This window comes from Kitasatospora sp. NPDC032121, assembly GCF_055580145.1.
Genome location: NZ_JBVILX010000011.1, coordinates 65,341 through 83,590 on the forward strand (window position 1 = coordinate 65,341; position 18,250 = coordinate 83,590).

Here is an 18,250-nt window from a genome sequence, read left to right on the forward strand (position 1 = left end):
TCATGACGTCGCCTACCGACATCGGCGCAGCACTCCAGCAGGACGGCGGCGAGGGCGGCGCACCGGAGCCGATCGGCCTGGGCAGCTCCCCGCTGCGCAGCGACGCGCTGCCCAAGGCGCTCGGCATCTACCCGTACGCGGCCGACCTGTGGGCCGAGGGGCTGCTGTGGGGCGCGGTGCTGCGCTCGCCGCACCCGCACGCCCGGATCCGCGGCATCGACACCTCGGCCGCGCTGGCGCTGCCCGGGGTGCACGCCGTGGTCACCGCCGCCGACCTGCCACCCGGCCCGGACGGCACCCCCGACGGCGCCCCGGCCGGGCCGATCGTCGCCGACCGGCCGGTGCTGGCCGCCGGTGTGGTGCGCCACCACGGCGAGCCGATCGCCGCGGTCGCCGCCGACCACCCGGACACCGCCCGGCTGGCGGTCGGTCTGATCGCGGTCGACTACGAGCCGCTGGAGGCCGTCACCGACCCGGAGCAGGCCTTCACCGCGCCGCCGCTGCACCCGGACGGCAACCTGTTCCGCCACCTGCCGCTGCGCACCGGGGACCCGGACGCGGTCGGCGAGATCGTCGTCGAGGGCCTCTACCAGGTCGGCCGGCAGGATCCGGCCCCGCTCGGCGCCGAGGCCGGGCTGGCCGTGCCGCGCCCGGACGGCGGCGTGGAGCTGCACCTGTCCTCCACCGACCCGCACGGCGACCGCGACCGCACCGCCGCCTGCCTCGGTCTGGAGCCGGACCGGGTCCGGCTGGTGGTCACCGGCGTGCCCGGTGCCACCACCGACCGCGAGGACCTCTCGTTCCAGGTCACCCTGGCCCTGCTGGCGCTGCGCACCGGCCGTCCGGTGAAGATGACGCTCACCCGCGAGGAGTCCTTCCACACCCACGCCTCGCGCCACCCCGCGCTCCTGCGCTACCGCCACCACGCCGACGCCGAGGGCACGCTGGTGAAGGTCGAGGCGCAGATCCTGCTGGACGGCGGCGCCTATGCGGACGTCTCCGCCGAGGCGCTGGCCGCCGCGACGGCCTTCTCGGCCGGTCCGTACGTCTGCCCGAACGTCTTCGTGGACGCCTGGGCGGTGCGCACCAACAACCCGCCGGCCGGCCGGATGCGCGGTGAGGGCGCCCTGCAGGCCTGCTTCGCGTACGAGTCGCAGCTGGACCAGCTGGCCGCCCGGATCGGCGTGGACCCGGTGGAGATCCGCCGCCGCAACGCGATGTCCACCGGCGACCCGCTGCCCACCGGACAGGCCGTCACCTGCCCGGCGCCGGTGCGCGCCCTGCTGGACGCGGTGGCGGCCGAGCCGCTGCCGGCCCTGCCGGTGGACGACCCGGACGCCGAGTGGCTGCTGCCCGGCGGGCCCGGCGGCGCGGGCGACCCGGCGGCGGTGCGGCGCGGCATCGGCTACGCCGTCGGCATGGTGCACATGCTGGGCGCCGAGGGCGAGGACGAGGTCTCCACCGCGACCGTGCGGGTCAGCGGCGACCACGCCACCGTGATCTGCGCGGCGGTCGACGCCGGGCAGGGCTTCGCCACGCTGGCCCGGCAGATCGTGCAGACCGTACTGGGCGTCAGCGAGGTCTACATCGCGCCGGCCGACAGCGACCAGTCGATCGCCGGGCCGTCCGCCCGCGGCCGGCACACCTGGGTCTCCGGCGGCGCCGTCGAGCGGGCCGCGCTGATGGTCCGCCACCAGTTGCTGCAGCCGATCGCGGCGAACTTCGGGATGTCGGTGGAGCTGCTCCAGATCGCCGACGGCAAGATCACCTCGTACGACGGGGTGCTCGGCATGCCGGTCGCCGAGGCGCTGGAGGGCAAGGAGCTGTGGGCCACCGCGCAGTGCCGCCCGCACCCCACCGAGCCGCTGGACGAGGCCGGGCAGGGCGACGCCTTCGTCTCCATCTCGTTCTGCGCGATGCGCGCCGTGGTGGACGTGGACATCGAGCTGGGCGCCGTGCGGGTGGTCGAGATGACGGTCGCCCAGGACGTCGGCCGGGCGCTGAACCCGCGCCAGATCGAGGACCGGATCGAGGCGGGGGTGGCCCAGGGCGTGGGCCTGGCGCTGCTGGAGGACCTGCGGACGGAGGGCGGGGTGCTGCAGAACCCCTCGCTCACCGGCTACCGGCTGCCCACCGCGCTGGACACCCCGGAGGTGCGGATCGCCGCGCTGCTGGAGGAGCGCGACGTGGTGGCCCCGTTCGGCGCCAAGGCGGTCGGCGCCGTCCCCGCGGTGGTCGCCCCGGCGGCCGTCGCCGCGGCCGTGCGCGCCGCCACCGGCCTGCCGGTCGGCCGGCTGCCGATCCGGGCGGAGGACGCCGTCACGGCCTGACCGGATTCCCCGGGAAATGCCGGGAACGGCGAAAAGGAATTGCCGGCCGACTTTTCGAAGTCGACCGGCAATTCCTTTTCCGGGGAGGCCATGGCGGGAATCGAACCCGCGTGTACCGCTTTGCAGACGGTTCCCTAAGCCACTCGGGCACACGGCCAGTGAATTCATGGTGGCCGATCCGGGGGAGCGGGGTCAATGCTCCTTTGTAAATTCTGTATGGCAGTGTGTGCTACCGTCGGAGACCGGTGGCGGCATTTCCGCCACCCCGGACGAGCGCGTCGTACCCGGTGACGACAAGACGGCGCAGTTCAGCGGCAATCCGGCCGCTGTGGACTGCGGAGGCATCACCGTCATGGCCTGGCTCGTTCTGATCGTCTCGGGTTTCCTGGAGACCGTGTGGGCGGTCGCCCTGGAATCGTCCAAGGGCTTCACCCGCCTCGTTCCCAGCGCCGTCTTCGGCGTCGCGCTGCTGGTCAGCATGGGCGGCCTGGCGTACGCGATGCGCACCATTCCGATCGGCACCGGCTACGCGGTCTGGGTCGGCATCGGCGCGGTCGGCACCGCGGTCTACGGCATGGCCGTCCTGGGGGACCCGGCGACGGCGGCCCGGATCGCCTGCCTGCTGCTGATCGTCTCCGGCGTGGTGGGCCTGAAGGTGCTCCACTGAGCCCGTCCTAGGCCTCGGGACCGAGTCGTTCACCGACCGGGGTCAGGGGTCATCGAGGCAGACGCCACTTACGATGATACGTATGACCACTGCCTCCCCCACCTCGGTCGACCCCGTACCGATACCCCTCGACGACGACCCCGGCGGCGGGGTCCTCGGCGGCCGCTACCGCGCGCTGACGCTGGGGATCGTCTCGGTGGTCCTGGTGATCGCCTTCGAGGCGACGGCCGTCAACACCGCGATGCCGACCGCGGCCCGTGAGCTGCATGGGCTGGGGCTGTACGCCTTCGCCTTCTCCGGCTACTTCACCACCACCCTGTTCGCCCTGGTCGTCTCCGGCCAGTGGTGCGACCGGAGCGGCCCGCTGCGGCCGCTGTTCAGCGGCATCGCGGTGTTCGGCGTCGGACTGGTGGTGGCCGGGACTGCACCCGGGATGTGGGTGTTCGTGGCCGGGCGGGCCGTCCAGGGCCTGGGTGGCGGGCTGGTGATCGTCGCCCTGTACGTGGTGGTCGGCCGGGCCTACCCGGAGCGGCTGCGGCCCGCGGTGTTCGCGGCCTTCTCCTCGGCCTGGGTGCTGCCCTCGATCATCGGCCCGCTGGTCTCCGGGGCCGTCACCCAGCACCTGGGCTGGCGCTGGGTGTTCCTGGCCGTGCCGGTGCTGATCCTCCTGCCGCTGGCCGTGATGGGCCCGGCGCTGGCCCGCTCGGAGCGGGAGAACCCGGTGGTCAGGGGCGCGGCCTTCGACCGCCGTCGCACCCTGCTGGCCGCGATGGCGGCGGTCGGCGCGGGCCTGCTGCAGTACGCGGGCCAGCGGCGCGACCTGATCGGCCTGGCCCCCGGGATCGCCGGGGCGGCGCTGCTCGTGCCGGCCGTCCTGGGACTGCTGCCGGCGCGGACCCTGCGGGCCGGTCGCGGGCTGCCGGCCGTGATCCTGCTGCGCGGGGTGGCCGCGGGGGCGTTCTTCGCGGCCGAGGCGTTCATCCCGCTGATGATGACCACCCAGCGCGGGCTCTCGCCGACGCTGGCCGGCCTGACCCTCACCAGCGGAGGCCTCACCTGGGCGCTCGGCTCCTGGCTCCAGGGCCGGCCCGGGGCGGAGCGCTACCGCGCGGTGATGATCCGGGGCGGCTTCGTGCTGACGGCGGTGGCCATCTCGGGGGCCGCGCTGGTGCTGTTCCCGGCGGTGCCGGCCTGGGCCGCCGCGGCGGCCTGGGGCGTCGGCGGCGTCGGGATGGGGATGGCGGTCGCGAGCGTCAGCGTGCTGATGATGAAGCTCTCCACGCCGGAGGACGCAGGGGCCAACTCGGCCGCTCTGCAGGTGAGCGACGCGCTGGGCAACGTGCTGCTGGCCGGGCTCGCCGGAGTGATGTTCGCGGCGCTGGGCGGCGGCTCGCTCGCCGCCGCCCACGAGGACGGTGGGGCGGCGGGCTCGCCCGGCGCCTTCGCGGTGATCCTGCTGTCGATGGCCGGGGTCGCGCTGGTCGGCGCGCTGCTCTCCGGCCGGGTGCGGACGAAGGCCTGACGGTCAGCCGGCGGCGGGGGCTGCGGCCCCCGCCGGGGCGCCGAGGAAGGACTCCCAGCCGCCGGCCGGGGCCTGGCCAGGGGCGAGGGTCTGGAGCTTGCGCAGCACCGCAGGGTCCTGGGCGTCCAGCCAGTCGACCAACTGCCGGAAGGAGACCAGCCGGACCTCCGGCTTGCTCGCGATGGCCCCGAGGACCTCCTCGACGGCGTTCATGTAGATGCCGCCGTTCCACTCCTCGAAGTGGTTGCCGATGACGTACGGCGCCCGGTTCCCGTTGTAGGTGCGGTCGAAGCCCATCATGTAGGCGTCGCGGGCCTGGGTCTGGAAGCCGGGGTGGAGCGCCGGGTCGGCCTTGGTGTTGGGGCCGCACTGGTTGTACATGATGTTGTAGTCCATCGAGAGCACCTGGAAGGTGTGCCCGGGGAACGGGATGGACTGCAGCGGAAGGTCCCACAGCGCGCCGCCCTGGATCTTCTGCGGCCACACCTGGGTGCCGTTGCCGCTGCTGTCGTAGCGCCAGCCGCGCCTGACCGCGGTGGGCAGCAGGTTGCGCTGGCCCTCCAGGCAGGGGGTGCGGCTGCCGATCAGCTCCTTGCGGTAGTCGAAGGGCAGCGCCGGCAGGTCGGTGAAGCCGGTGTTGGTGCGCCAGTTCATCACGAAGTCCATCGCCTGCTGGATCTCGCTGTCCCACTCCTCCGGGGACCACTTGCCGACGCCGGTGGAGCCGCAGAAGTGGCCGTTGAAGTGGGTCCCGATCTCGTGGCCCTCCAGCCAGGCCGCGCGCACGTTCTCCAGGGTGTCGCGGATGTGCTGGTCGCTCAGGTAGCCGATGTCGGAGGCGCCGGCCTTGTGCTGCGGCGGGCGGTAGAGCTCCTTCTTGGACTCGGGCAGCAGGTAGAGGCCGCTGAGGAAGAAGGTCATCTTCGCGTCGTGCTCCTGGGCCAGCCGGCGGAAGCGGGCGAACAGGCCGTTGTCGAGCTCGCCGGCGCCGTCCCAGGAGAAGACCACGAACTGCGGCGGCCGCCGGCCGGGCTCCAGCCGTTCGGGGACGGGCTGGTGCGGCTGGGCGCCGGTGTCCGAGGTGGAGCCGTCGCCGATCACGACGGTCCGCTGCTCGGGGGCCGGGGCCGGGGCCGGGACGGGAGTGGCGCCCTGCTCGCCGGCCGCGCCGGTGGCCGGGACGGCGGCGTCGGTCGCCCGCTCCCCGCCGGTGGCGTGGTTGCTGCCGCAGCCGGCCGCCAGGGCGGCGGCGGTGGCGGCGCCGGCCGCCAGCAGGGAGCGGCGGGAGAGGGCGTCCATGGTCACTCCGTTCGTTGGGCGGTGGGCGGGAGTGCGCGGTCCCGTCGGACACGTGGGTGGGGAACCGTAACCGGGTCAGCATGGCACGAGGGCGGGGCCGTTCGGAGAGGCGCAGCGGGCGGTCGTGAGCGATCGCTCGAACGACGCAACCGATCGGGTCCGTTGAACCGTCGGTAGCTCGTGTCGGGTGTGTTCCCGGGGGGATCGTGTGTGGAAGGTGTCCGTCGCACTCCGCTACCGGATGCCCACGAGGCGCAGGGAAAGGGCGATCGACCCTGCCGATCGGCGGGTGCCGGTACGACCGTCGTATGGACGTGCCTTACAGTCCGTTCCGGTTGAATTGTTCCCAGGAAACTCCCAGGAAGCGGGGTTCCGTCGGCAGAGGGGAGCGCCCGTGGGCGTCCAGCAGAGCGGGGGGCCCTGGCCGGGCACCCTGGCGGCGGGGGCCGCGCTGGTGCTCGGTGCCTGGCTGCTGCACGACGGAAGCCCGTCGCTGCCGCCCGCGCCGGGGGCCGGCCAGGCCCAGGCCGGGATCGCGCCGGTCTCGATCGTCCCGCCGCTGGGCCCGTCCGCGCCGACCCGGATCCGCATCCCCGCGGTGCGGTTGGACGCCCCGGTCACGGCGCTCGGACTGGACGCCGACGGCCACCTCCAGGCCCCTCCCGAGGGGGACCGGAACCTGGCGGGGTGGTACCGCGGCGGGGCCAGCCCCGGCCAGCGCGGCACCGCGATCCTCGCGGGGCACGTCGACAACAAGGCCGGCCCCGCGGTCTTCTACCATCTGGGCGCGCTCCGTCGGGGGGACCGGATCGAGATCGCCCGGGCGGACGGCGCCACCGCCGTCTACCAGCTCTACGCCATCGAAGTGCACGACCGAAAGGACTTCCCGGACGATCGGGTCTACCGTCAGGCCACTGACGCGCAGCTGCGGATGATCACCTGCGGCGGCTCGTACAGCGAGGAACACGGCTACGACGGCAACGTCGTCGCCTACGGTTTCCTGGCCGACACCACCCCGCCGGGCCAAGCCGCATGAGCACGTTGACCCTTGCCTCCCGCTGGAATCCGATCGACTGGCCGCTCACCGAGGGCCTGATCCCGCACGCCGTGCTGGCGGCCGGCTGGGCGGCGCTGTTCGCGCTCGCCGTCGGCCGCGGCCGGAGCTGGTGGCGGGTCCGCCTGCCCGCCGCGCTGATCACCGCCGCGGCGCTCAGCTGGCTGCTGGACGTCGTGGTCGACGGCTGGTGGCACCCCTTCCCGGAGGGCACGCCCCGGTACGTCACCTGGTGGATAGCCGTCGCCCTGCTCGGGCTCTGCCTGGCCGGTTACCGGATGCGGCGGCTCACCTGGCGCCGCCGGGGCGGCGCGCTGGCCCTCAGCGGCCTGGTGCTGCTGATGTCCTCCTCCGAGGTCAACATCGGCTTCGGCCAGTTCCCGAGCGGGCGCGTGATGCTGGCGCCGTGGCTGACCAAGACCGACGGGCTGGTCGCCACCAAGGCGGGCCAGACCGTGACCGCCCCGCCGGGCAGGTCGCTGGAGGAGGTCTGGAAGCCCCCGGCGGACCTGCCCGCGAAGGGCACCGTCTCGGTGGTGCCGATCCCCGGCACCAGGTCGGGCTTCCAGGCCCGCGACGCGTACGTCTACCTCCCGCCCGCCTACCAGGCCACCCCGAGGCCGCTGCTGCCGGTGGTCGTGATGATCACCGGCCAGCCCGGCATCCCGGGGGACTGGGTGCTGTCCGCCCAGATCAACGAGACGCTCGACGCCTACGCCGCGGAACACGGCGGCCTCGCGCCGATCGTGGTGATGCCCGATCAGCTCGGCTCGACCTGGGCCAACACGCTCTGCCTCGACTCCAAGATCGCCAAGGCTCAGACCTACCTCGCGGTGGACGTCCCCGAGTGGGTCCACCAGAACCTCCAGGCCGCCACCGGCCGTACCGCCTGGGCGATCGGGGGCGCCTCGATGGGCGGCACCTGCGCGCTCCAGCTCGGCGTCAACGCGCCCGATGTCTACGGCACCGTCCTCGACATGTCCGGGCAGGAGGAACCGACCCTGGGCAGCCGGGAGCAGACTGTCAAGGCCGCGTTCGGTGGTGACGAGAAGAAGTTCGACGAGGTCGATCCGCTCCAGGTGATGGCCCGCAAGAAGTTCCCGGACACCAACGTCGCGTTGGTCGTCGGCGAGACCGACGAGGAGTTCAGACCACAGATGGAGAAGGTCTACCACGCCGCTCAGGCGGCCGGAATGAAGGCCAAGTTCGATCTGATGCCGGGCGGCCACGGATGGGTCGTCTTCCGGCCCGGCATCGGCCAGCAGCTGCCGTGGCTCGCCCAACAGACCGGGCTGACCCGGTGACCGGGGCGACCGCGCTGGCCGCCGTCGGCGAGCAGCGCGGGTCCGGGCCGGAGCCGGAGCGCGCCGCCGAGCGGGGCGCCGACCGGGCCCCGGTCACCCGGACGCCGGAACCGGGCCCGCAGAAGCTCCGGCGGGCGGCCGGGGCGCTCGGCGACCGGCTGCGCTCGGCGCCGCTGACCCTGACCCTGCTGGCCGGGCTCTGGCTGCTCGGCGCGGCCACCGGCAGCCTGGAGCACGGCCCGTCCGACCGGCTGCTCGAGCGGGCCGGGGTCGGGCTGTCCACGCTGGCCGAGGGCCACTGGTGGGCGCCGGTCACCTCGATGCTCTGGTGCTCGGGCACCGGCTCGTACGTGTTCACCAGCCTGCTGCTGCTCCTGGTCGGCCCGGCCGCCGAGCACCGGCTCGGGCGGCCGCGCACCCTCGCGGTGCTGGTCGGCGGGCAGGTCGTCGGCACGCTGCTGGGCACCGCCCTGGTCGCCTTCGGCTCCTCGGCGGGGGAGCAGTGGACCGCCTCGGTGGCCGACCAGATCTCGGTCGGCCCGGGCGTCGGCGCGTTCGCGCTGGCCGGGGTGCTCGGGTACCGGCTCACCGTGCTCTGGCGCCGCCGGCTGCACCTGCTGGTGCTGCTCGTCCCGCTGGTGATGACGCTGTACGTGGGCCACCTGCAGAGCGTCCAGCGGTGCGCCGGCGCGCTGGCCGGGCTCGCCCTGGGCGCCCTGGTCAGCCGGGGCCGCCCGCACCTGCGCACCCACCGCTCCTCGCACTCCGAGACCCGGGTGCTGGTCGCGCTCTGCCTGGTCGCCGCCGCCTTCGGGCCGCTGCTCGCTTCGCTGTACGACAACGCCAGCGGGCCCTTCAACACCTTCTCCGAGCTGTACTTCTCGCACCGGCTCAGCCCGGACGAGGTGGCCGACTTCTGCGCGCTGTCGGCGCACGACTGCGCCCGGGCGCACGCCGTCGTCCGGATCTTCGACACCCCGGGCCGGATGATGGCCGCACTGTTCCCGGCGCTGCTGCTGGTGCTCGCCGAGGGATTGCGCCGCGGGCTGCGGTTCGCCTGGCTGGTCACCGTGGCCACCGAGCTGCTCTGGGCGGCGCTGCTGTGCTGGCTGTACCTGGACGCCGGGCCGGTCAGCCGGGACGTGGTGCAGTACTTCGTCGAGGCGCTGCTGCTGCCGCTGCTGACCACCGTCCTGCTGGTCGCCACCCGCAAGCGGTTCCCGCTGCGGCTGTCCGGCCGCTCGGTGCGCCGGCTCGCCCTGGTGCTCGGCGGCGCGGCGCTCGCCTCCGCGGCCGCCTACGTGGGGGTCGGGCGGCTGGTCGCCGGGGAGTTCGAGCCGGGGGCGACCGCCCGCGGGCTGGTGGCCGGGCTGCCGGCCCAGTTCCTGCCGCCCGCGTACAACGACCTGCTGCCGGACTACCCGATCGCGGTCGGGCCGGTGGCGCGCCTGCTGGAGACGTACTGCGGGCTGGTGTTCTGGGTGGTCGCGCTGGCCGTGCTGCTGTCGGTGTTCCGCCGTCCGGTGCTGCACACCGACGCGGCGGCGGCCGGCCGGGCGCGGGCGCTGCTGGCCGAGCACGGCGGCGGGACGCTCTCGTTCATCGCCACCTGGGACGGCAACCACTACTGGTTCGACGAGGGCGGCCGGGCGGCCGTCGCCTACCGGGTGGTGGGCACCGTCGCGCTGACCACCGGCGACCCGTTCGGCGCCCCGGAGGACCGGGCCCGGGCGGTGGCCGGCTTCGCCCGGTACTGCGACGCGCGCGGCTGGACGCCGTGCTTCTACAGCGTCTGCGGCGACACCAGGGCCGCCGCCGCGCAGCTCGGCTGGCGCTCGGTGCAGGTCGCCGAGGACACCGTGGTGCCGCTGCCCGAGCTGGCCTTCACCGGCCGCAAGTGGCAGGACATCCGCACCGCCCTCAACAAGGCCGGCAAGCAGGGCATCTCCGCGGAGTGGTGGGCGTACCACGAGGCGCCGCTCGCGCTGCGGGAGCAGATCCGGGCGATCTCCGAGGAGTGGGTCTCCGAGAAGGGCCTGCCGGAGATGGGCTTCACGCTCGGCGGGCTGGCGGAGCTGGACGACCCGGACGTGCGGGTGCTGGTCGCGGTGGACGAGCAGCGGGTGGTGCACGGGCTGACCAGCTGGATGCCGGTGTACGAGGACGGCGTTCCGGTCGGCTGGACGCTGGACTTCATGCGCCGGCGCTCGGACGGCTTCCGCGGGGTCAGCGAGTTCCTGATCGCCTCGGCCGCGCTCGGGTTCAAGGAGGAGGGCGCGCGCTTCCTGTCGCTGTCGGGCGCGCCGCTGGCCCGCACCGGGCAGGACGAGGAGCCCACCGGGCTGCAGCGGATGCTGGACTGGATGGGCAGGGTGCTGGAGCCGGTGTACGGCTTCCGCTCGCTGCTGGCGTTCAAGGCGAAGTTCCAGCCGGAGTACCGGCCGATGTACATGGCGTACCCCGACCCGGCCGCGCTGCCCGGCATCACCAGGGCGATCGGCAAGGCGTACCTGCCGCACCTGACGGCGGCCCAGGGCGTGCGGCTGATGCGCAGGCTGTCGGGCTGAGCGGAGGTCACAGTCCCCGGGCCCCGGACCCGGGAGACCGTGCGCCGCTGCCCCGGCCGTGGCGCCGGGCCGCCCGTCAGCCGAGCAGCTGGGCGAGCGCGCGGTCGGCGTCCAGGTGCAGGTGCTCCTCGCCCTCGGGGACGAGCAGCCGGCTGCGCCACAGGAAGCGGCGCAGGTCGGCGGTGTCGAAGCGGAGCAGCGCGGTGCCCTCGGGGGCCCGCAGCTCGACCATGGTGCGCCGGCCGACCGCGGGCCGGACGTGGACGTCGCCGACGCCGGCCGGCAGCTCGATGCCGGCCGACAGCAGCTGGCGCGCGAAGATCCAGACGATGTCCTCGGAGTCCCGGCGTTCGGCGGGGTCGTCCAGCGAGAACTCGGAGGGGAAGGCCATCCGGACGGCCAGCGGGTCCTCCGGCAGGTAGGAGAGCACCACCCGCAGCCGGACGGAGCGGTGGGTGGAGAGGATCAGGCGAGCCTGGACGGTCTCTTCGACGGTGCGCACGGGGGGATCCCTTCGGTTCGGTGCGAGGCCGCGCTTCGGCAGGTGGGGTTGGTGCGGCCTCACCCTGGTGAGAGTCACGGGGCGCCTGGTGCTTACCGGGTTTCACGGAGTATTCGATGTGATCCGGGTCACATCGATTTCCGGCCGTGCGGGCCCGCCGCGGAGCCTCGCCTGGAGGCTCGAACGGCGCCGGGCCGGTACGCTGGGCGGGTTGTCCGATCGCCGCCCGACCGCGGGGCGAGGCTGCAAAACCGCCTCTGACCTGCGATGATCCCCCTCGGAGACCGTGAGTACTGCCGCCGCCTCCTCGATGCCGCTGTTCTCCGACGCACCGGAGTCGCAGGCCCCCGTCCGATCCGTCGGCCATGCCGCGCCCGCCGGCTCGCACCACCTCTCCCCGGCCTTCCCCGGCCGCGCCCCCTGGGGCACCGCGGGCAAGCTGCGGGCCTGGCAGCAGGGCGCGCTGGACAAGTACATCGAGACGCAGCCGCGTGACTTCCTCGCGGTCGCAACCCCGGGCGCAGGCAAGACCACCTTCGCGCTCACCCTGGCCTCGTACCTGCTGCACAACCACCTGGTGCAGCAGGTGACCGTCGTCGCGCCGACCGAGCACCTGAAGAAGCAGTGGGCCGAGGCCGCCGCGCGGATAGGCATCCGGCTGGACCCGGCGTACTCCTCCGGGCCGCTGTCCCGGGACTACCACGGCATCGTGGTCACCTACGCGGGCGTCGGGGTGAACCCGATGCTGCACCGCAACCGGACCGAGGCCCGCAAGACCCTCGTGATCATGGACGAGATCCACCACGCCGGTGACTCCAAGTCCTGGGGCGAGGCCTGCTTCGAGGCCTTCGAACCGGCCACCCGCCGACTGGCGCTGACCGGTACGCCGTTCCGCTCGGACACCAACCCGATCCCGTTCGTGGCGTACGAGGCGGGCGGCGACGGCATCCGCAAGTCCGTCGCCGACTACACCTACGGCTACGGGCACGCGCTGGCCGACCACGTCGTCCGCCCGGTGATCTTCCTCAGCTACAGCGGCAACATGCGCTGGCGCACCAAGTCCGGCGACGAGCTGGAGGCCCGGCTCGGCGAGCCGATGACCAAGGACCTGATCGCCCAGGCCTGGCGCACCGCGCTGTCCCCGCAGGGCGAGTGGATCCCGGCGGTGCTCCAGGCCGCCGACCGGCGCCTCACCGAGGTCCGCAAGGCGATCCCGGACGCCGGCGGGCTGGTCATCGCCACCGACCAGAACGTCGCCCGGGCGTACGCCAAGATGCTGCGCGAGATCAGCGGCGAGAAGGTCACCCTGGTGCTCTCGGACGAGGCCGAGGCGTCCAAGCGGATCTCCGACTACGCGGCGGGGACCTCGCGCTGGATGGTCGCGGTCCGCATGGTGTCCGAGGGCGTCGACGTGCCCCGGCTGTGCGTGGGCGTGTACGCGACCTCGATCTCCACCCCGCTGTTCTTCGCCCAGGCCGTCGGCCGCTTCGTGCGCGCCCGCAAGCGCGGCGAGACCGCCTCGGTGTTCCTGCCGACCATCCCGCTGCTGCTGGGCTTCGCCAACGAGATGGAGCTCCAGCGCGACCACGTGCTCGACCGGCCGAAGAAGGAGGGCGAGGGCCTCTTCGACGAGGAGGACCGGCTGCTCGCCGAGGCCGAGCGGGCCAACGACGGGCCGGACGGCGCCGGCGGCGAGGAGTTCTCCTACGAGGCGCTGGGCTCCGACGCGGTCTTCGACCGGGTGCTGTACAACGCCATGGAGTTCGGCATGCAGGCCCACCCGGGGAGCGAGGAGGAGGAGGACTACCTCGGCATCCCGGGCCTGCTGGAACCGGACCAGGTGCAGATGCTGCTGCAGAAGCGCCAGCACCGGCAGATCCAGCGCAGCAAGGCCAAGCCCGCCGAGGAGGCCGACCTGCTGGAGCTGCCGGCCGAGGAGCGGCCGGTGGTCACCCACCAGGAGCTGCGGGAGCTGCGCAAGGAGCTGAACGCGCTGGTCGCCGCCTGGCACCACCGCACCGACCAGCCGCACGGCACCATCCACAACGAGCTGCGCCGCCAGTGCGGCGGGCCGCTCACCGCGCAGGCCACCGCGAACCAGCTCAAGGCGCGGATCGCGAAGATCCGGGAGTGGGCCAGGTAGCGGAGCCGGAAGCGGGCGCGGCTCCGTCCGCCGCGCCCGTCCGCCGCGCCCGTTCCGCCGCGCCCGCTCCGGGGCGCTCGCTCCGGCGTGTCCGGTCACCGGACCGGGGGCGCGGCCGCGGCCCGGCGCACCCGGCGAATCGCGGGGGTTCGTCCGGAATCCGAGGCGGTGTTGAAGTCGATCACGCCCGAATTTTGGACAACCACTTCCGCCGCGTCATTTCCTTCACTACCTTTCCCCCACGCTCTTCCGTCGGGCAACCCCCGCGGGACGGCGTCGCAGGGCCGCACGCGTCAAGGACGACGCCGTGCGGACCGAGCGCGGCCACCCCCACCTGCGCGCGACACCGACCTTGGAACGGCGCCGCCCGCCCCGCGAGCGCCGCGGAAAGGATTGCCCGTCGTGACTGCCGAGACCTCCCAGACCCTGGACCGCGGCGTCCGGGTCCTCAAGCTCCTCGCCGACTCCGAGCGCGGACTCACCGTGACCGAGCTGGCCGCCCGGCTGGCCGTCAACCGGACGGTGGTCTACCGCCTGCTGGCCACCCTGGAGCAGCACGGACTGGTCCGACGGGACATCGGCGGGCGCGCCCGGGTGGGCCTCGGCGTGCTGCGCCTCGCGCACCGGGTGCACCCGCTGCTGCGCGAGGCCGCCCTCCCTGCCCTGCGCAGCCTGGCCGAGGACCTCGGCGCCACCGCCCACCTGACCCTGGTGGACGGCAACGAGGCGCTGGCCGTCGCCGTGGTCGAGCCCAGCTGGACCGACTTCCACGTCGCCTACCGGACCGGCCTGCGCCACCCGCTCACCGAGAGCGCGGCCGGCCGGGCGATCCTGGAGGCGCGCACGTTCCCCAGCCAGCGCAGGCCCGAACAGGGCTTCGTCATCACCCGTGCGGAGGAGCAGTCCGGGGCGAGCGGGGCGGCCGCCGCACTGGTCGGACTCAGCGGCATCGAGGGCAGCGTCGGTGTGGTGATGCTGAACGGCATGGTGCCCGAGCGGGTCGGCCCCCGGGTGGTGGAGGCGGCGACCGAGGTGGCCGACGCCCTGAGGTAGCACCCGCGCGGGTCGTCGGGTGTGTTTGGATTTCCCTTGTGTCCGACACCAAGCTCACCAAGGCCCTCACCTCTCCGCGGACCCGCGCGCTCACGCTGTGCGGGGTGCTGGTCGCCGCGCTGTTCGGCGTGGCCGCCTTCGTACCGCTGCCGTACACCGTCACCTGGCCGGGCCTGACCGCGGACACCCTGGGCACGTACGAGGACAAGCCGGTCCTCACCATCACCGGGGCGCCGCTGCGCACCACCGAGGGCGAGCTGCGGATGGTCACCATCACGGCGACCAACGCGGGGCAGAAGAACACCTTCTGGCGCTCGCTGCAGGCGTGGTTCGACCCGAAGGAGGCGGTCCGCCCGACCGAGACGGTCTACCCGGAGAGCAACCCGGCGAAGGCCGACGAGGCGACCGCCCAGCAGATGGCCGAGTCGCAGGACGCCGCCACCGCGGCCGCGCTGGACTACCTCCACCTGTCGCCGGACCAGGTGAAGGTCAAGGTCGACCTGGGGGCGGTCGGCGGCCCCAGCGCCGGCCAGATGCTGGCGCTGGGCATCGTCGACAAGCTGGCCGGCGACGGCAAGGGCGGCGACCTCACCGGCGGGCGCACCATCGCCGGCACCGGCACCATCGCCAAGGACGGCACCGTCGGCCCGGTCGGCGGCGTCCCCCTGAAGACGCAGGCGGCCGCCCGGGACGGCGCGACGGTGTTCCTGCTGCCCAAGGACGAGTGCGCGGACGCCAAGGTGAACACCCCGGCGTCGCTGCGCCTGGTGCCGGTCGGCAACCTCGCCGAGTCGGTCTCCGCCCTCCAGGCGCTGAGGAGCGGCGGCACCGTCCCGTCCTGCTGACCGTCCCCCACAGCCGGCCGTTCCCGCCGGGGCGCCGGGGCTGACCGGCCCCGGCGCGGTCAGATCCCGAAGGCCACCGAGGCGAAGTCGTCGCCCAGCCGGGTGTGCAGCTGGGCGGCGATCCCGGCCAGCCGGTGGGCCTGGGCCATCGGCAGGGAGACCGAGATCGCGCCGATGCCGGTGCCCGCGACGATCGGCACCGCCGCACCGGCCGAGCCGATCTCGTACTCCTGGAACTGGGTGATCGGGACGACCCGGCGCGGGCCCTGGCGCGGCAGCAGCGGCAGGCACGCAGGGTCCCGAAGGGTGTACGGGGTGAACGGCACCATCGGGTAGCGGGCCAGGTGGTCCCGGCGCTCCTCGGCGGTCATCAGGGCCAGCACGGTCTTGCCGGCCGCGGTGGCGTGCGCGGCGGCCCGGAAGCCGGCCCGGTCGATCAGCGGCGCGCCGGGGGCCTCGGCGGCTTCGACCAGCTCCACCTCGCCGTGCCGGTACCAGGTGAAGTAGACGGCGGCGGACAGCTCGTCGGCGAGCATGCCCAGCAGCGCCTTGAGCCGGGCGCGGCCCGTCGCCGGGCCGTCGTGCCGGATCAGCCCGGCGACCGCGGGGCCGGTCAGGTAGAGGCCGCTGTGGCGTTCCAGGTAGTGGTCGTGCACCAGGGTGCGCAGCAGGTGGTACGTGGTGCCCAGGGCCAGGCCGGTGTCCCGGGCGAGCTGCTTGGCGGTGGCGCCCTTGGGGTAGCCGGCGGCCGCCTGGAGCAGGCGCAGGGCGCGCTGGGCGGACGCGATGAGGGTGGGGGCGGGTCCGTCGGCCGCGACCGCGTTCGTCATGCGGGGGCCGACCCGGTGGAGGGCTCGGTCGGCACGCGTTTCAGCGGATCGGAGGGCGGCGCGAGGGTTAGTAGAACGTTCATATATAAATCTTGCGGCCACCGACGCCTCATGGATGTGCCAAATCGGCGCGTCGGGCCGTGTCTCCCCTCCTACTCGGCGGCGGCCTGGTCCACCAGCGGCAGGATCCGGTACGGAACCGGGTTCTCCAGCACGATCGCGGTGGACGAGCGGACGATCCCGTCGAAGCCCAGCACCCGGTCGATCACCCGCTGCAGATCGGCGTTGGACCGGGCCACGATCCGCACCAGCATGTCCCCGATCCCGGTGATGGTGTGCAGCTCCAGCACCTCCGGAACGCTCGCCAGGTGCGCCCGCACGTCCGCTCCCTGGCCCTGGGAGATCTCCAGGGTGGCGAAGGCCGTCACCGGGTAGCCGATCGCCGCCGGGTCCACCTCCGGGCCGAAGCCGCCGATCACGCCTTTGGCCTGGAGCCGGTCCAGCCGGGCCTGCACGGTTCCCCGGGCGACCTGCAGCCGGCGCGAGCACTCCAGCACCCCGATCCGGGGCTCCTCGGCGAGCAGCCGGATCAGCCGGCCGTCCAGGGGGTCGATCGCGTCGTTGGTGCCGGCCGGCGGGGCGGCGGACGCGCCTTGCGGGGCGGGGGAGTTGGGTGCGCCGGGGGAACCCGGGGAGTTCGGGGAGTTCGGGGAGTTCGGGGAGTGGGCGGGGGGCATTCGCGGCACCGTCCTGGGGTGGGCATTCTGTACAGCTGCGCGGCCGATTCTTCCGCTCCGGGGCACAGCTTGACCAGGAGGAAACGGAACAGTTGCGCGCGGGTCGGCCCGGCGCCACCCTCCAGCCACACCCCCTCGCCCAGGGCCCCACCCCCGGGTGCCGGGGCGGCCAGGATGGTTCGTACGCCAACCGGGAGGGCAGTCATCATGACCGACACCGCCGCCGAACCAGCCCTGTTCGGGGCAGGCCTCGCACCGTTCGGGGCAGGCCTCGCAGCGGACCCGGCGGAGGCGGGGCCGCTGCCGATGGGCCGTGCGGACGCGGTGGTCTTCGCGGTCGCCGACGCCGAGCGGGCGGCCCGCCGCTACTGCGCCGCGCTCGGGCTGCGCTGCACCGCGTACGCCGGGCCGGAGACCGGCGAGCCGGAGACGCTCTCGTACGTCCTCGCCGCACCGGGGACGCGGATCGTGCTCACCTCCCCGGTGCGGAGCACCGGCCCGCGCGGCCGGGAGCTGACCGCGCATCTGGACCGCCACGGGGACGGGGTGCTGGACCTCGCGGTGAGCGTGCCGGACGTCTACTACGCGTACGACTACGCGGTGGACCGGGGCGCGCTGTCGCTGGCCGAGCCGTACGAGGCGCGGGACGACTACGGCGCGGTGGTGCTGGCCACCATCGCGGTGCCGGGCGGGACCAGGCACACGCTGGTGGACCGGGCGGGGTACGCGGGGCCGTACCTGCCGGGATACGTGCCGTGCGAGGACTTCTGACGAACCGCGGCCTGACGGCGCGTCGAGAAGCGTGCCTCAGCGGATCACCGTCTCCACGATCGGCGGGTGGCCGTTCCAGGAGGCGATGACCGAGTTGGTCTCGGTGTCCCGGACGAAGTCGACCCGCAGCCATTGGCCGTCCGTCCACACCAGCATCTGCCAGCCCGGGTCCGGGGTGGCGGAGACCAGGGTGGCCCGGTCCGGCTTCAGGTCCAGTGCGACCTTGCCGCCCGGGATCGGATAGCTCTTCACCGTGGACGTCGTGGTGGCGGTGGGGGCGGGCCGACGGGTCGGTGGCGCCGTGGTGGTGGCGGGCGCCGTGCCGTGCGGGGTGATGGCGGCGGTGGAAGTGGCGGCGGTGGCGGCGGCGGTGGTCGGTGAGGCCGCCGGGGAAGGGGGCGTCGACTGTGCGGCGGAGTGCGGCGGATCCGGGGTGGCGGGCGCCGGGTGCGGCGTGCCGTCGGCCTTCGGGGAGGGCAGCGGCAGCGCCGTGGGCTGCTCGAACGCGGCGCCGGTCAGCACCGCGTGCACGCCGAGCCAGGACAGCGCCACCGCCGCCCCGGTGGCCGCCGCCCAGGCGCCGAGCTGTACCAGTCCGTTCCGCATCGTCCGCACATCCTGCCGTA

General features: G+C 73.9%; 15 protein-coding genes, 1 tRNA gene and 1 riboswitch. Of the genes, 10 read left to right on the forward strand and 6 right to left on the reverse strand.

The window, feature by feature from the left end; genetic code table 11:
* The first annotated feature begins 2 nt into the window (after nucleotides 1-2).
* Nucleotides 3-2,330: a xanthine dehydrogenase family protein molybdopterin-binding subunit gene (locus tag ACZ5OX_RS25285; protein WP_402407072.1), complete on the forward strand. Its 2,328-nt coding sequence runs from the start codon at nucleotides 3-5 to the stop codon at nucleotides 2,328-2,330.
* Nucleotides 2,331-2,415: 85 nt separating this feature from the next.
* On the opposite strand, the gene ACZ5OX_RS25290 is transcribed toward ACZ5OX_RS25285, so the two are convergent.
* Nucleotides 2,416-2,487: transfer RNA gene (locus tag ACZ5OX_RS25290), tRNA-Cys, on the reverse strand.
* Nucleotides 2,488-2,572: 85 nt separating this feature from the next.
* A riboswitch (guanidine-III (ykkC-III) riboswitch) is annotated at nucleotides 2,573-2,638 on the forward strand.
* Nucleotides 2,639-2,682: 44 nt separating this feature from the next.
* Between ACZ5OX_RS25290 and ACZ5OX_RS25295 the strand changes: the two genes are divergently transcribed.
* Together ACZ5OX_RS25295 and ACZ5OX_RS25300 are read left to right on the forward strand one after the other, a co-directional pair.
* The gene (locus ACZ5OX_RS25295) at nucleotides 2,683-2,997 is read left to right on the forward strand and encodes a DMT family transporter (protein WP_465633197.1); all 315 of its coding nucleotides are present in this window, start codon (nucleotides 2,683-2,685) and stop codon (nucleotides 2,995-2,997) included.
* Nucleotides 2,998-3,079: 82 nt separating this feature from the next.
* Nucleotides 3,080-4,519, forward strand: coding sequence for an MFS transporter (locus tag ACZ5OX_RS25300; RefSeq protein ID WP_465633199.1), 1,440 nt, complete (start codon nucleotides 3,080-3,082; stop codon nucleotides 4,517-4,519).
* 3 nt (nucleotides 4,520-4,522) lie between these two features.
* On the opposite strand, the gene ACZ5OX_RS25305 is transcribed toward ACZ5OX_RS25300, so the two are convergent.
* Nucleotides 4,523-5,818 carry a polysaccharide deacetylase family protein gene (locus ACZ5OX_RS25305; protein WP_465633201.1) on the reverse strand — a complete coding sequence of 432 codons (1,296 nt, stop codon included), beginning with the start codon at nucleotides 5,816-5,818 and terminating at the stop codon, nucleotides 4,523-4,525.
* Between the two features lie 394 nt (nucleotides 5,819-6,212).
* Between ACZ5OX_RS25305 and ACZ5OX_RS25310 the strand changes: the two genes are divergently transcribed.
* From ACZ5OX_RS25310 to ACZ5OX_RS25320, 3 genes are read left to right on the forward strand one after another with little or no spacing between them, the layout of a single operon-like run.
* A complete protein-coding gene (locus ACZ5OX_RS25310) occupies nucleotides 6,213-6,854 on the forward strand; it encodes a class F sortase (RefSeq protein ID WP_465633203.1) in 642 nt (213 codons plus the stop codon).
* Entirely contained in the window at nucleotides 6,851-8,176 is a 1,326-nt protein-coding gene (locus tag ACZ5OX_RS25315; protein ID WP_465633205.1) for an alpha/beta hydrolase, read from the forward strand. Before ACZ5OX_RS25310 ends, ACZ5OX_RS25315 begins: the two co-directional genes overlap by 4 nt.
* A complete protein-coding gene (locus ACZ5OX_RS25320) occupies nucleotides 8,173-10,743 on the forward strand; it encodes a rhomboid family intramembrane serine protease (protein WP_465633206.1) in 2,571 nt (856 codons plus the stop codon). Before ACZ5OX_RS25315 ends, ACZ5OX_RS25320 begins: the two co-directional genes overlap by 4 nt.
* A gap of 76 nt (nucleotides 10,744-10,819) precedes the next feature.
* Here the strand turns inward: ACZ5OX_RS25320 and ACZ5OX_RS25325 are convergent, their stop codons facing one another.
* Entirely contained in the window at nucleotides 10,820-11,245 is a 426-nt protein-coding gene (locus ACZ5OX_RS25325) for an SsgA family sporulation/cell division regulator (protein WP_465633207.1), read from the reverse strand.
* Nucleotides 11,246-11,555: 310 nt separating this feature from the next.
* Between ACZ5OX_RS25325 and ACZ5OX_RS25330 the strand changes: the two genes are divergently transcribed.
* The 3 genes from ACZ5OX_RS25330 to ACZ5OX_RS25340 all read left to right on the forward strand — a co-directional run bounded on the left by ACZ5OX_RS25330 (nucleotide 11,556) and on the right by ACZ5OX_RS25340 (nucleotide 15,286).
* Nucleotides 11,556-13,388: a DEAD/DEAH box helicase gene (locus ACZ5OX_RS25330; RefSeq protein WP_465633436.1), complete on the forward strand. Its 1,833-nt coding sequence runs from the start codon at nucleotides 11,556-11,558 to the stop codon at nucleotides 13,386-13,388.
* Nucleotides 13,389-13,790: 402 nt separating this feature from the next.
* Nucleotides 13,791-14,441 carry an IclR family transcriptional regulator gene (locus ACZ5OX_RS25335; protein ID WP_049654777.1) on the forward strand — a complete coding sequence of 217 codons (651 nt, stop codon included), beginning with the start codon at nucleotides 13,791-13,793 and terminating at the stop codon, nucleotides 14,439-14,441.
* A gap of 38 nt (nucleotides 14,442-14,479) precedes the next feature.
* Entirely contained in the window at nucleotides 14,480-15,286 is an 807-nt protein-coding gene (locus ACZ5OX_RS25340) for a S16 family serine protease (RefSeq protein WP_465633209.1), read from the forward strand.
* Nucleotides 15,287-15,345: 59 nt separating this feature from the next.
* Here the strand turns inward: ACZ5OX_RS25340 and ACZ5OX_RS25345 are convergent, their stop codons facing one another.
* Nucleotides 15,346-16,116 carry an IclR family transcriptional regulator gene (locus ACZ5OX_RS25345; RefSeq protein ID WP_465633210.1) on the reverse strand — a complete coding sequence of 257 codons (771 nt, stop codon included), beginning with the start codon at nucleotides 16,114-16,116 and terminating at the stop codon, nucleotides 15,346-15,348.
* A gap of 152 nt (nucleotides 16,117-16,268) precedes the next feature.
* Complete coding sequence (locus tag ACZ5OX_RS25350) at nucleotides 16,269-16,853, reverse strand: Lrp/AsnC family transcriptional regulator (RefSeq protein ID WP_465633212.1); 585 nt, start codon at nucleotides 16,851-16,853, stop codon at nucleotides 16,269-16,271.
* 207 nt (nucleotides 16,854-17,060) lie between these two features.
* Here ACZ5OX_RS25350 and ACZ5OX_RS25355 point away from each other — a divergent pair, with 207 nt between their 5' ends.
* Complete coding sequence (locus tag ACZ5OX_RS25355) at nucleotides 17,061-17,624, forward strand: VOC family protein (protein ID WP_449792181.1); 564 nt, start codon at nucleotides 17,061-17,063, stop codon at nucleotides 17,622-17,624.
* A 36-nt stretch (nucleotides 17,625-17,660) separates the two neighbouring features.
* Here the strand turns inward: ACZ5OX_RS25355 and ACZ5OX_RS25360 are convergent, their stop codons facing one another.
* Nucleotides 17,661-18,230, reverse strand: coding sequence for a hypothetical protein (locus ACZ5OX_RS25360; protein WP_465633214.1), 570 nt, complete (start codon nucleotides 18,228-18,230; stop codon nucleotides 17,661-17,663).
* Between the last annotated feature and the right edge of the window lie 20 nt (nucleotides 18,231-18,250).